At 61.3% G+C, this 13,056-nt stretch carries 14 protein-coding genes and 1 pseudogene; 4 read left to right on the top strand and 11 right to left on the bottom strand.

The features are described from left to right. Window positions 1-13: 13 nt before the first annotated feature. Genes EV130_RS02475 through EV130_RS02460 form a run of 4 tightly spaced genes read right to left on the bottom strand, consistent with a single transcriptional unit; the run spans window position 14 to window position 3,013 of the window. Window positions 14-778 (bottom strand): amino acid ABC transporter ATP-binding protein, encoded by a 765-nt coding sequence (locus EV130_RS02475; protein WP_132549265.1) that lies wholly within the window; start codon window positions 776-778, stop codon window positions 14-16. Further along, window positions 775-1,533 carry an amino acid ABC transporter permease gene (locus EV130_RS02470; RefSeq protein WP_074063912.1) on the bottom strand — a complete coding sequence of 253 codons (759 nt, stop codon included), beginning with the start codon at window positions 1,531-1,533 and terminating at the stop codon, window positions 775-777. The genes EV130_RS02475 and EV130_RS02470 overlap by 4 nt, the downstream gene beginning before the upstream one ends. Further along, window positions 1,530-2,237, bottom strand: a complete 708-nt coding sequence (locus tag EV130_RS02465; RefSeq protein ID WP_074063911.1) for an amino acid ABC transporter permease — start codon at window positions 2,235-2,237, stop codon at window positions 1,530-1,532. Before EV130_RS02465 ends, EV130_RS02470 begins: the two co-directional genes overlap by 4 nt. Beyond that, the gene (locus tag EV130_RS02460; protein ID WP_132549268.1) at window positions 2,234-3,013 is read right to left on the bottom strand and encodes an SDR family oxidoreductase; all 780 of its coding nucleotides are present in this window, start codon (window positions 3,011-3,013) and stop codon (window positions 2,234-2,236) included. The genes EV130_RS02465 and EV130_RS02460 overlap by 4 nt, the downstream gene beginning before the upstream one ends. Before the next feature lie 180 nt (window positions 3,014-3,193). On the opposite strand from EV130_RS02460, the gene nac reads away from it, so the two are divergent. Next, window positions 3,194-4,153 carry a nitrogen assimilation transcriptional regulator NAC gene (gene nac, locus EV130_RS02455; RefSeq protein ID WP_074063909.1) on the top strand — a complete coding sequence of 320 codons (960 nt, stop codon included), beginning with the start codon at window positions 3,194-3,196 and terminating at the stop codon, window positions 4,151-4,153. Window positions 4,154-4,166: 13 nt separating this feature from the next. On the opposite strand, the gene EV130_RS02450 is transcribed toward nac, so the two are convergent. The 7 genes from EV130_RS02450 to EV130_RS02420 form a co-directional block, all read right to left on the bottom strand. Next, window positions 4,167-5,369 carry a pyridoxal phosphate-dependent aminotransferase gene (locus EV130_RS02450; protein WP_074063908.1) on the bottom strand — a complete coding sequence of 401 codons (1,203 nt, stop codon included), beginning with the start codon at window positions 5,367-5,369 and terminating at the stop codon, window positions 4,167-4,169. Window positions 5,370-5,431: 62 nt separating this feature from the next. Then, window positions 5,432-6,199, bottom strand: coding sequence for a 5-oxoprolinase subunit PxpA (locus tag EV130_RS02445; RefSeq protein ID WP_132549274.1), 768 nt, complete (start codon window positions 6,197-6,199; stop codon window positions 5,432-5,434). A 90-nt stretch (window positions 6,200-6,289) separates the two neighbouring features. Next, window positions 6,290-7,285, bottom strand: coding sequence for a 5-oxoprolinase subunit C family protein (locus tag EV130_RS02440; protein WP_132549277.1), 996 nt, complete (start codon window positions 7,283-7,285; stop codon window positions 6,290-6,292). After that, entirely contained in the window at window positions 7,282-7,986 is a 705-nt protein-coding gene (gene pxpB, locus EV130_RS02435) for a 5-oxoprolinase subunit PxpB (protein ID WP_074063906.1), read from the bottom strand. The genes EV130_RS02440 and pxpB overlap by 4 nt, the downstream gene beginning before the upstream one ends. Further along, on the bottom strand, window positions 7,983-8,405 hold the full coding sequence (locus EV130_RS02430) for an acetyl-CoA carboxylase (RefSeq protein ID WP_074063905.1): 423 nt from the start codon (window positions 8,403-8,405) through the stop codon (window positions 7,983-7,985). The genes pxpB and EV130_RS02430 overlap by 4 nt, the downstream gene beginning before the upstream one ends. After that, entirely contained in the window at window positions 8,402-9,796 is a 1,395-nt protein-coding gene (accC, locus tag EV130_RS02425; protein ID WP_074063904.1) for an acetyl-CoA carboxylase biotin carboxylase subunit, read from the bottom strand. Before accC ends, EV130_RS02430 begins: the two co-directional genes overlap by 4 nt. Further along, a complete protein-coding gene (locus tag EV130_RS02420) occupies window positions 9,796-10,224 on the bottom strand; it encodes an acetyl-CoA carboxylase biotin carboxyl carrier protein (RefSeq protein WP_132549280.1) in 429 nt (142 codons plus the stop codon). The genes accC and EV130_RS02420 overlap by 1 nt, the downstream gene beginning before the upstream one ends. A gap of 437 nt (window positions 10,225-10,661) precedes the next feature. On the opposite strand from EV130_RS02420, the gene tnpA reads away from it, so the two are divergent. From tnpA to tnpC, 3 genes and pseudogenes are all read left to right on the top strand, one after another. Continuing rightward, on the top strand, window positions 10,662-11,036 hold the full coding sequence (gene tnpA, locus EV130_RS02415; protein ID WP_132549283.1) for an IS66-like element accessory protein TnpA: 375 nt from the start codon (window positions 10,662-10,664) through the stop codon (window positions 11,034-11,036). Then, entirely contained in the window at window positions 11,033-11,386 is a 354-nt protein-coding gene (gene tnpB / locus EV130_RS02410; protein ID WP_017961385.1) for an IS66 family insertion sequence element accessory protein TnpB, read from the top strand. The genes tnpA and tnpB overlap by 4 nt, the downstream gene beginning before the upstream one ends. A 69-nt stretch (window positions 11,387-11,455) precedes the next feature. Continuing rightward, window positions 11,456-13,041, top strand: a pseudogene (gene tnpC, locus EV130_RS02405) (IS66 family transposase). Window positions 13,042-13,056: the final 15 nt, after the last annotated feature.

The raw sequence follows: 13,056 nt of genomic DNA, 5'->3' as shown, positions 1-13,056 counted from the left end.
TGGTCGTTGGTAATCAGTGCCTGAGATCAGCGAGGAAACGCTGAGCCCGAGGGTGGCGTGGATTGCTGAAGAAGTCTTCAGGGGTCGCCATTTCGATGATCTGACCGGCGTCGATGAACCAGATCCGATCCGCGACCTCGCGTGCGAAACCCATCTCATGAGTGACGCAGAGCATGGTCATGCCCTCCTTGGCCAGGCTCTTCATGACGGCGAGCACCTCACCAACCATTTCAGGATCGAGCGCGCTCGTCGGCTCGTCGAACAGCATTACCGGCGGTTCCATGGCAAGAGCGCGCGCGATCGCCACCCGCTGCTGCTGGCCGCCCGACAGCTGGCCGGGATAGGCGCTGGCCTTGTCGGCAAGGCCGACCCGGTCGAGGAGCTTGAGGGCCTTTTCGTGGGCGACATCAGGCGTAACGCCCTTCACCCTGATCGGCGACATCGACACGTTCTCAGTGACCGAAAGATGCGGAAAAAGATTGAAGTTCTGAAATACGAAGCCGATCCGGCTGCGCATTACGTTGAGCTCCTTCGTCCGCATTGAGGCGTGAATGTTCTGCCCGTCGAGCGTGATCGATCCGCTGTTGATCTCTTCCAGGCGATTGATCGTGCGGATCAGCGTTGATTTTCCTGAACCTGATGGACCGCAGATGACGACCACCTCGCCGCGTGCGACCTGCGCATCGATGTCCTTCAGGACCGGATAGTCGCCATAGCTCTTGCAGACCTGCAAAAGCCGGATTGTCTGCGATTCCTGTGCTGAAACTGACATGGTCATAGCTGCTCCGATACGATTTTCGATGGCGCGACGAGGGGGGCGGCGGGGACGCTGAGCAGTCCCGCACGTCGCCGCGTAATGCGCCGCTCGAGGCGATTTGCGAAGTAGGTTAGGGTCCAGCAGATGACGAAGTAGACGATCGCCAGGAGGAGGAAGACCTGGAAAGGTTGCGTCAGGAGCTGGTTGTTGACCTGGCTTGCCGCAAAGGTGAGGTCCGGCACGTTGATCACATAGCCGAGTGTGGTGTCCTTGATCGTCGAGACGAAGGTGGAGATGATGCTGGGGATCATGTTGTAGAGTGCTTGCGGCAGGATGATGCAGCGCATCGCGCCGATATAGCTGTGACCAAGCGCACGTGCTGCATCCATCTGGCCTGGTCCCAGCGCGACGATACCGGCCCGGACGACTTCGCTGAGGAATGCGCTTTGATAGACCACCAGCGTCGTCAGCATCGTGACGAAACTCGGCACATCGGCGCCCGTCAGCAGCGGCACCAGGAAATAGCTCCACAGGATGAGCATCAGGAGCGGCACGCCTCGGGTGAAATAAACAAGGGCAGTGGCCGGCCAGCGAAGCAGCGGAGATTTGGAGAGCCGCGCCAGTGCGAACAGGATGCTCGCCGGAAAGGCGAGAGCGATGCTGAGTGCGGAAAGGATCAGCGTGTTGGCGAGCCCGCCTAGCGGCCCGTTCGGATATTGGCCAATCAAAAGCAGCAGCCAGTAGTCGCGGATGATGGCGATCATGTCCTCGATCATGCGCGCGCCCTCCACGCAGGATCCGCGCGCATCGACACATAGGCGCCGATGCTCATGATCACGAGCGAGAAGGACAGGTAGAGAACCGTGCCGATCAAATAGATTTCGAAGGTTCGGAAGCTGAGGTTATCGATTTCCTTGACGGCGTGCGTCAATTCCGACGCGCCGATGACGACGGCGAGGCTGCTGTTCTTGAACAGGGAGACGCTGTGATTGACGAGCGGCGGCAAAGCATTGCGCACCCCCTGCGGTATGATGACGAAACGCATCGCCGAGACGTAGCCATGGCCGAGGGCGCGGGCGGCCTGCATCTGGCCGTCACCGACCGACCGCACGCCCGAACGGAGATCTTCGCTGAAATAGGCCGCCTGGCAGAGCCCGAGCCCGATCACCGCAAAGATCGCCTCTGCATTATGGCCTGCAAGCCATGTCGCCATGCCGCTTGGCATCAGCGTGAAGATGCCGAAATACCAGAGCATGAGCTGCACCAGAGTGGGGACGTTTCGATGATAGGAAACGTAAGCGGCGACCAACGGATCGCCGAAGCGAAAGGGCGACAGGCGCACACCCAGCAGCACAAGTGCGAGCGCCATTGCCAGCGACCACGACCCGGCATAGATGATGAAGGTCATCTCGACGCCATGCAGTAGCATGGCGGCATATTCGGGATGCCCCAGGATTGCCGAAAGGTCGAAGCCGATCACGGGGTCGGCTCCCCGGATTGATTCGACTTCGCCTCGGACTGCGGCTTTGCCGTCTGCAGGCCGCCCATGACCTGCAGCGTCGGCGTGATTTCCATATGTCCGATGTTGACCGCGACTGGAGCTGCGATTGCGAAGGCAATAGCGTCGGCAATATCGGTCGCCTGCGGCAGTTCGAAGCCATCGACGAACCGTTCGCGGACGCTGGGATCGTTGCCATGGACGTGATTGAAGATGTCGGTAGCCACACGGCCGGGGCAGATCTCCGTGACCCGCACACGCTTGCCGAACGCGTCGATGCGCAGCTGGTTAGAGAGCATGCTCACCCCGGCCTTGGTGGCATGATAGGACGAGTTGCCGCCGAAATTATAGGTACCGGCGATCGACGAGATATTGATGACGTGGCCGCGATCCCTCGCCACCATGCCGGGCACGACCAGGCGGCAGAGGTGCAGGACCGCGCGAAGATTGACGTCGATGAGCAGATCGATATCGCTCTCGTCGGCTTCGAGGAATTTCTTCGGTCGGTCGACGCCCGCATTGTTGACGAGAATATCGAATTCTACTCTACCCGCGAGCTCGGCCATCGCGGGACGGTCGGTCACATCGATGACATGAGGGATGCAGCCCGTCCGCGCAGCCAGCATCTGCAGCGCTTGGCCACTGCGGGCAACGGCATGGACCTCGATGTTCTCCTGGCGCAGCCGCTCGACAACGGCTGCACCGATTCCGGACGATGCGCCAGTTACCAGCGCGGTCTTGTAGTCGGAGAATGGCATTGTCGTTCCCCTGTTGTTGATTGAGACAGTAGCGAAGCTTTAACCCCTTGCCTAAGACCGATTATCTCTGGAGCAATAAGCAACGGTTATGGAGCAGCTGCGGCTTGCTGACCAAGAGAAAACAGCGATGCCGGCGTCCCCGCGCGGCCTGGCTTGAGACCTCATCGCGTTGCAAAAGCAATGCGCCTCTGCAAACATGCGGCCCGTGCAGACCAGAATGGTACCCCGATCCTCATGGACATCAGACGCCTCAAATCCTTCATCGTGATCGTCGACAGCGGCAGCATCACGCGAGCGGCGGATCTTTTGCATATCGCCCAGCCGGCTCTCAGCCAGCAGCTTGCGGCGCTGGAGGAGCATTTCGGCCACAAGTTGCTAATCCGCAGCCAGCAAGGTGTGAGTATGACCGATGCGGGGCATGCGGTGTATCGCCACGCCCAGATCATCCTCCGGCAGATGGAGCAGGCGCAGGCCGATGCATCGGCGGCCGGCAATTCGCTTGCGGGGCGCGTCTCCGTCGGTCTCGTGCCCTTCAGCAGTGCTGCGACGCTCTCGGTCGACCTCCTGGCGGAAACCAGAAAACTGCACCCTGGCATCCTGTTGCATCTGACCGAAAGCGTCGGCCAGACGTACAGCCAGATGATCATGAACGGCCGGCTGGAAATGGCGCTGCTCCATGGAACCGGGCCGATCAAGGGCGTGCGGTTTGAACCGATACTCAGTGAAGAGTTCTTTCTGGTCGCCCATCGCGACTTCGCGATCGAGGCGGCTGCGAAACCCGTTCCGGTCAGTGCTCTCGACGGGATGCCGATGCTGTTGCCGCCAGCCTATAATTTCGTCCGCCGCGCGGTCGATACCACCTTCACGCGCACGCGCACCAATCTGAAAGTCGTAGCGGAAGTCGAAATCGTCCGCACCCTGGCCCGCGCTGTCGCGAGCGGTCTCGGCGCGACGATCATGCCGCGGGCCATTGCCGATCGCATCGTCTCGGAATCGAGCGAGCCGCTGATCTGCCGGCTCGTCTCGCCCAGGATAGAGGAAACCCTTTCGCTTTGCGTTTCAGATCAGAATCCTTTGTCGGAGCCTGCCCTTGCCGTTCGCGACATTCTTCTTTGTCTGACGGCGCAACTGAAAACGTAAGACGCATCGCCAATCAGCGCATGTCCCGGCAGAATTGCGCTATGCGCGCGCAGCCTTCGTCGAGTTTTTCCATGCTCGTGGCGTAGGAAATGCGGAAGAAGGGGCTCATTCCGTAAGCGGCGCCTTGCACGGTTGCGACATGATGTTCCTCCACCAGCGCCATTACAAAATCGACATCGGTTTCGATCTTTCGTCCGCCCTTGCTCGTCTTGCCGATCAGCCCCGATATATTGGGATAGATGTAAAAGGCGCCTTCGGGTCTGTGGCAGCGCAGGCCCTCAACCTCGGACAATTTGTCGAGGACGAAGTCCCGTCTCTTCTTGTAGATTGCAGCGCGCTCCTTCAAGAGATCCTGAGGCCCGTCGAGCGCTGCGGTCGCCGCGGCCTGCGTCAGCGTCGCAATGCCGCCGCCATTCTGGCCGTTGACGTTGCTGACGGCCGAGATGAGCTCTTCTGGTCCGGCGCAGAAGCCGAGCCTCCAGCCGGTCATCGCGTAAGCTTTCGAGACGCCGTTCATCGTCAGGACGCGCTCGTAGAGCATCGGCTCGACTTCCGCCATCGTGCAGAACTGGAAGTTGTCATAAACAAGGTGCTCATAGATATCGTCGGTCATGATCCAGACATTGGGATGGCGCAACATGACTTCGGCAATGGCGGCCATCTCCGCCCGGGAGCAGGCAGCACCGGTTGGGTTATTTGGGAAATTCAGGAAGAGCCATTTGGTACGCGGCGTGATCGCCGCTTCCAGCTCCTCCGGACGCAGCTTGAAGCCGGTCTTCTCGTGACAGGGGACGGCGACCGGAACACCGCCGGCGAACCTGACGATGTCGGCATAGCTGACCCAGGAAGGTGTCGGAATGACGACCTCGTCACCGGGATTGCAGGTTGCCAGCATGGCATTGAAGATCACCTGCTTGCCGCCGCCGGAGACGACGATCTGGCTGGCATCGTAGTCGAGATTGTTGTCGCGCTTGAACTTCCTGATGATGGCGGCCTTGAGCGCCGGCGTGCCGTCCATCGGCGGATATTTCGTATCGCCTGCGAGAGCCGCCACATGGGCGGCTTCGATCGCGTGCGCCGGCGTGGGGAAATCCGGTTCGCCGGAGGAGAGGCTGACGACCTTAATCCCTTCAGCGGCCAATTCTCTGGCGCGTTGGGTCATGGCGGCGGATGCGGATATGGAAACCTTCTTCAGGCGATCGGCTTTGACGGACATCGACGTGGTCTTTCGATGAGGGATTGGAGTTACAGACCGCCGGCAGGCGATCGGGGATTGAGTCATTCGGCGAGTTCGGCAGCAGGCGCGAGCGTGGCGCCCGTGGCTTCGATCTCGCCGCGCACGATGCCAGCAAGCTCGAGAGCGCCCGGCGTATCGCTGTGGACCAGGATGGAGCGCGCCGGCATGGCGATGACGGTTCTGTCGATCGTCTGGACGGTTCCGTCGAGCAGGAATTGCCGCACACGCGCGCGCACCGAGGCCTCGTCCTTGATGACTGCGCCTGGGAGCCCGCGCGCGACGAGTTTGCCGTCGGCATCATAGGCCCGGTCCGCTAGGAAAAGCGCCAGCGTCTTCAAGCGCGCGCGCTTGGCGGCCTTTTGGATCTCGCTGCCTGACGTGACGAAGACGACGAGATTGGCGTCGACGGTGGCTATCGCATCCATCATCAGGTCGGCGAGGACAGCGTCGCGGTTGACCATGTTGCCCATGGCGGCATGGAAGCTGATATGTGAGACGGCGACCCGCTCAGCTCTGGCGATCGCTGTCAGGGCGCCGAGCTGGTAGAGCATCTGCTGGCGAAGCTCGTCCGCCGGGAACGGTATTTCGCGCCGGCCGAAGCCCAGCCGGTCGGGCAGGCCAGGGTGGGCTCCGATACCGATGCCGTTCAACCTCGCGAGCCGGACCATGCGCCCCATGGTGTCGGGGTCGCCACCGTGAAAGCCGCAGGCGATATTGGCCGAGGAGACGATTTTCATCATCGCCTCATCGTTGCACAGCCGGTAGGGGCCAAATCCTTCGCCCATGTCGGAATTCAGATCGATTTTCATGCGTTCCTCCAATGAAGAGGCGGCCTCTTTCATGCCACCTCCGTCTGATGGACTTGGGCTCTTTGTTTTCATCCATGCCGTCGTCCCACATCAGGCCATGGCCTTCAGGGCCAGCTTGACCATTCGGGACGTCTGCCTGACATCCTCGACATAGCGGCCAACAGCCTGTTCGACGGCCCGGGCCTCGGCATGCGTCGAGCGGTAGAATTTCAGGCGGGCGCCGATGCGGGCCTGGCCGAGCCGCCAGAGGTCGCATTCGATCACGCCGGCAACCTTCGGATATCCGCCGGCCGTATTCGCATCGCTCATCTGCACGATCGGTTCGCCGCCCGGCGGTACCTGGATCACGCCGGGCACGACGCCATGGGAGCGCATCTCGATCGATGTGGTCGGCGTGATCGGCTCGCCAGACAAGCAGTAGCCGGTCCGGTCGCTTCGAGAGGAAATCCTCCAGGTCTGGCTCCAAAATTCTTCGCCGTCTCGGGCGAAAAGATCATGCTCGCCGGCCGGCAGAGCGCGAATGGGCAGCACGCCGTCAACGGGAGCCGGGAAGACATCGCGCAACGCCGTCGCCGGCTCGATGATGGCAAGGCCTGGGGCCGGCAGCATCGCAATCTCCAAGTCCTCGCCAACCGCGAGCCGGTCGCCCTTCGCCAGTGGCCGACCGGCATTGCCCCCGAAACCGCCGCGAAGCGACGTGCTGCGCGAGCCCATGACGACAGGGATATCCAGCCCGCCTCCGAGCGAGACATAGGAACGAGAAAGCCGCAAGGGCTGCCTCAATTCGAGAACCTGTCCGGCTTCGGCGACATGAGCGCACCAAGAAAGCAGCTCCGATCCATCGAGATGAGGATTGCTGTCGGCGCCGGTCACGGCAAAGGCCATGCGGCGTTCGAAACTAAGGCGGAACGGGAAGGTTTGCACCTCGATCGCTGCCGCATTCTCATCATTGCCGACGAGAATATTGCCGATCCGGGCCGCGAGCGGATCCATCGCGCCGCTGGCCGATACGCCGATATCGCGATAGCCCGGACGACCGAGGTCCTGCACCGTGTTGAAAGGGCCACTTTCCAAGATTTCGATCAAAGCTCGATCCTTGCGGGCAGGAACCGCACCGTATCTCCCGGCGCCATCATGGCGGGGTTCGGCGAGATTGGGTCGAACATCTCCAGTGTCGCAAAGCCGATGGAATTCCAGCCGTTCGGGCCCGTCAGCATGGCGACGCCGGTTTGCATGCCGCCGATGGTAACGCAGCCCTTCGCCATCTTCAGCGAGGGCATGGTCTTTCGCGGCATGTAGATACGGGGATCGAGACCATGCAGATAGCCGAAACCGGGCGCGCTTCCCAAGGCGAAGACACGGTAGGTTGCTTCATGGTGGATGCGCACCACCTCGCGATCGCTGAGGCCCGAGAGATCGCAAAGGGCCGGAAGATCGCTCGCATGTTCGCCGCCGTAATGGACGGGAATTTCGATGCACTTGCCTACGAGATCGATGCTCTGCGCATTCTCCCATGCCTGCAGCAGCCGGACGACCGCCGCATCGGGATCCTGGGGCGTCTCTTTGAAGATCACCAGCAGGTTGGTCATCCCGGGGATATCTTCGGCAAGATCCTCCCAGCCCTTGACGATCCGCGACAGGGCCCAGATTCGTCGCTGCGCGGCAAGTTCGAAGTCGCCTGGCGCTTCAAGCAGGAAGGATCGGGTGCCGATCGCAGAAACCCGCGCCCGGTTTTGGGTCGCCGGAACGATCTCGCGTTGCGCATGTCTATTCGTCGTGGCGATCATGATGGGAGCTCGATTTCGACCAGAGGGTCACCGAATCCGACCAGCGCGCCCGGCTTTGCGAGCAACCTGGTCAAAACACCGGAACGGCCGACGCTGAGGGGAAGCAGCACATGGCCAATCCTGATGAAGCCAAGGATATCGGCGTCGGATACGGAGCGCGGCACAGTTCGGGGCGCGGTAGAGGCGGGATGTTCGGCGCAGAAGTATCCTGCCATCGGCGCCTTCACGACCACCAGCGCGGAGCCCGGAGCGCGCGGCATCGTCTCCGTCGAGCTGATCGAGGCGCCGCCCTCCCCTGAAATGACGATACGAAGCTGCCCGGCCGGCCGGGAGATTTCCAGCCCGTCCACGCCTGCTGCCGTCAGCGCGGCGGTAAGGGATGCGATGGTGGCCGGATCGCTGAAATCGATCGCGCTCATGCCGCCACCCTCCGCAGCTTCAGCCATTGCTCGAGATAATGAATATCCGTCTCGCCGCGCGCGAAAGCGTCGTCCTCGAACAGGGCCCGCAGGAAGGGAAGATTGGTGGCGATACCGTCGATCTCGGTGCCGGCAAGCGCTTCGCACATTCTTGCCATTGCTTTCGCCCGCGTCGGCGCATGCACGATCAGCTTGGCGATCAGCGAGTCGTAATAGGGCGAGACCTTATAGCCGGCATGGATATGCGTATCGACGCGGATACCAGGTCCCTGAGGCAAAGCCAGATGAGTGATGACACCCGCCGACGGCAGGAAGTTTTCGGGGTCTTCGGCATTGATGCGGCATTCGAAAGAATGGCCTTCGCATGTCACATCGCGTTGGGCGAGATGCAGAACTCGACCCTGCGCCGTGTTGATCTGCGCCTGGACGATATCGAGCCCGCTCGTCATCTCGGTGACGGGATGCTCGACCTGAAGTCGCGTGTTCATTTCGATGAAATAGAAAGCGCCGTCCTCATAGAGGAACTCGAAGGTTCCGACGCCCCGGTAGCCAATCTGGCGGCAGGCTTCCACGCAGGCCATGCCGACCGGCTGGATGATATCGGGTGCTATGCCGGGCGCCGGTGCTTCCTCCACCACTTTCTGATGGCGGCGCTGCATGGAGCAGTCCCGGTGCCCCAGCCAAACGGCATTGCCGTGATCGTCGCAAAGAACCTGTATTTCGATGTGGCGCGGATGCTGGAGGAATTTCTCCATGTAGAGCGAGGGCGAGCCGAAGGCTTTGCGCGCCTCTTCTCGCGTCAGCGCGATCGCTTCCTGCAACTGGTCGGCCTCAGGCACCACGCGCATGCCGCGCCCGCCGCCGCCGCCAGACGCTTTGACGATAACGGGGTAACCGATCTCCAGCGCGATGCGCTCGACCGAAGCCGGCTCGTCGGGCAGCGCGGTATCAGGACCGGGAACGCAGGGGACACCGGCCGCCATCATCGCCCGCTTCGCCGCGATCTTGTCGCCCATGGTCGCGATCGAAGAAGCGGCCGGGCCAATGAAGACCAGCCCCGCCCTTTCGACCGCGTCGGCGAATGCGGCGTTCTCCGACAGAAAACCGTAGCCGGGGTGGATGGCGCCCGCGCCGGTCAGGCGGGCCGCGAGAAGGATGGCATCCTGATTGAGATAGCTCTTGCCTGCGCTCGACGGGCCGATGCAGAGAAAAGCGTCTGCCGCTTCGCTGTAAGGCGCTTGCCTGTCCGCCTCGGAACAGATGGCGACCGCCTTGAGGCCGAGGTCGCGACAGGCGCGCATTATCCGGGCGGCGATCTCGCCGCGGTTGGCGATAAGCACAGTATCGAAACGGAGTTCGGCGGCTGCGGTTTGTTCAGGCGTTTCCAGCATCAGGCAATCTCCGCCAGCAGTTCGCCGGTCTCGATCTCGCCACCGTCGATTTCGATCAGGTGCGTGATGCGCCCGGCCCGCGGCGCGGCGATCTTGTTGAAGACCTTCATCGCCTCGATGATGAAGAGCGTCTGCCCCTCCTCCACCTCGTCGCCGATGGCAACGAATGGCGGCTCGCCGGGCGCCGGGGCCCGGTGCAGAACGCCGAAAACGGGCGCTTTTACTGCATGGGTTTTGTCGATGCTCGAAGGCGCATCGGGGACAAGGCTGGCCGGAGATCCTGCTTTTTGCGGGAACTCGCCGGCGGCCCCCTGTCCCGGAGACGCTCGGAAAATCCGAACCGTCACGTCCTTTTCCGTCACGGTCAGCTCGGTAATGTTCGATCGGCCGACAAAGTCGATCAGCGTCTTGATCTTCGAGAGGTCCATGTGCGTGCTCGGGATTTAAAAATTCACCGCGCAGACCTGAGGTTTCAAATCGCCCGGCGTTAGATTTCCCTAGCACGATGCGCCGACTGATGGGGTCAGACGAACTTTTGATGGAGCATGCTTGCTCAACTGTCATGTTTCCGTCGCCCGGGAGTCACGAGGGAGAGTGATGACTGCTCTCAACTGAATGGTTTCGAGGTCAGGAAACCGCGCCCGTCACGGATTAATCAGATTGACCGGTCATAGACGCAGCTCGTACCCACCTCGGGCCGTCAGGACATTGCTAACATCCCAAGGATAATTTCTTTCAATCAAGTCTGGCTGTGGTTGCCGATTAACAGTAACGGGTGTTCCGTCCCCACATTGCCCTCTGCCGCCTGATCTGTGATCGAGGTTTCCATGGATGAAGAACGGGTGTTTCTCCATGGAGACTACATTTGGAGTTTCTCACAACCAGGAAGCCTGAACGTGAGGTCCACCGACATTGGCCTGATGAGGTCAAGGCGAAGATTGTTTCGGAAAGCTTGAGGCCTGGCACGACGGTCAATGAAGTTGCGCAGCGCTATGGATTGCGAGCGAACAGCCTCTCCACCTGGCGGACGATGGCACGGCAGGGCAAGCTGATCCTGCCAGCACCGGAGGATGCGGTAGAGTTCGCGGCGGTGATCGTCGATCCGCCTGTTTCGGAACTGCCGCCTAAGATGCTCAGTCGCCCCGAGATCGTCCTCGGGCCCGTCACCATCCGTCTTGAGGAAGGTGCGTCTGCTGCCCGGATCGCTGCAATCGCTCGCGCCCTGACGGCGGCGACATGATTTTTCCGTCAAACCGCGTTAGAATCATGGTGGCCACCAAACCCGTAGACTTCCGCAAGGGTCATGACGGCTTGGCAGCGCTTGTGAGGCAAGAGCTGCACAAGGACCCGTTTACCGGAACTGTCTTCGTCTTCCGGTCCCGCAAGGCGGATCGGCTGAAGCTGATCTACTGGGATGGCTCCGGCATCGTCATGGCCTACAAGAGGCTGGAAGAGCACACGTTCACCTGGCCGGCCATCAAGGATGGCCTGATGACGCTGACACATGCCCAGTTCGAGGCCCTGTTTGCGGGCCTTGATTGGCGGCGGGTTCATGCCGTCCAGACGAGAACACCGGAGGCCATCGAGTAGCTGCGGCACGATGACTCAGCACGGCAAATTCCACAGGCAAGTCGGCTACGGATTTGATAGTTTTCGCCCATGCTGGATGCCGCCGACCTTCCCGATGATGTTGCCGCCCTGAAGGCGATGCTGATTGCGGCGCGGCTAAGCGAGGCGGCCAAAGACTCCGTGATAGCCAGCAAAGACGAGCACATCGCCCGCAAGGATGAGCGGATCGAGCGGCTTGAGAAGCTGGTAGCCGCCTTCAAACAAGCAGCCTTCGGGCGCAAATCCGAGAGGACCGATCCCGACCAGTTCGATCTGGCACTGGAGGACCTGGAAACGGCCATGGCCGCGATCCATGCCGAGGATGACGCGGACGTTCCTGCTGGAAACGGGATTGCCAAACCACGCGCGATCAATCGCGGTTCGCTTCCAAAGCATCTTCCGCGTGTCGAAGAGGTGATCGAGCCGGAAAGCCTGATCTGCGCCTGCGGCGGTTGCCTGCATTGCATTGGCGAGGATATCTCCGAGCGGCTGGACGTGATCCCGGCACAGTTCCGCGTCATCGTCACCCGTCGCCCCAAATATGCGTGCCGTGCCTGCACTGACGGTGTCGTTCAGGCCCCGGCTCCAGCACGGCTGATCCAGGCAGGACTGCCGACAGAAGCGACCGTCGCCCATGTGCTGGTCTCCAAATATGCCGATCATCTACCGCTTTACCGTCAGGCCCAGATCATGAGCCGCCAGGGCATTGACCTCGACCGATCCACGCTGGCTGACTGGGTCGGTCGGGCAGCGTTCGAATTGCGTCCCGTCTTTGATGCGCTGATCGCCGACCTGAAGCGCTCATCCAAGCTGTTCATGGACGAGACCCGTGCCCCGGTTCTCGATCCCGGCTCGCACAAAACCAAGACCGGATACTTCTGGGCGCTGGCGCGGGATGATCGTCCTTGGAATGGCGGTGCTCCGCCAGGTGTTGCCTTTACCCATGCGCCCGGTCGCGGAGCATTCATGCCGAACGGATATTGCAGGGCTTCTCGGGCATTCTGCAGGTCGATGGATATGCCGGATACAACAGGCTGATCGCACCGGAGCGTGTCGGTCCTGACATCCACCTTGCCTATTGCTGGGCGCATGGCCGGCGCAAGCTGGTGGAGATCACCCGCAACGGCTCAGCACCGATTGCCGAGGACGGCGTCAAGCGCATCGGCGAACTGTACCGCATCGAAGCCGAACTTCGGGGCCTTAATCCGAAGGCTCGCTTGGCTGGGAGACAGGAGCGGTCAGCGCCACTGGTCGCCGACATGCAGGCCTGGCTTGTCCATCACCGTGCCCGTGTCGCGACGAAGTCGCCGCTCGGCGAGGCTTTGGCCTACATCGCCAAATACTGGGACGGCCTGAAGCTCTTCCTGACCGACGGACGCATAGAGATCGACAACAACACCGTCGAGCGGACCATCCGACCGATAGCTCTCAATCGCAAGAACGCGCTCTTTGCAGGCCATGACGCGGGAGCAGAGAATTGGGCGACAATCGCCTCGCTGATCGAAACCTGCAAATTCAATGCCGTCGATCCGCTGACCTATTTGACTGCGACGCTCACCGCCATCGTCAACGGTCACAGGCAGAGTTGCATCGATGAGCTTTTGCCGTGGAATTATTCGGGACGAACAAACGGCTGAAGTCTGCTGTCGGCC

It is taken from the genome of Rhizobium azibense (assembly GCF_004342325.1).
GTDB classification, from domain to species: Bacteria; Pseudomonadota; Alphaproteobacteria; order Rhizobiales; family Rhizobiaceae; genus Rhizobium; species Rhizobium etli_B.
Note: the sequence above shows the minus strand (reverse complement) of the source record. Positions and strands in the feature narration are given on the sequence as shown.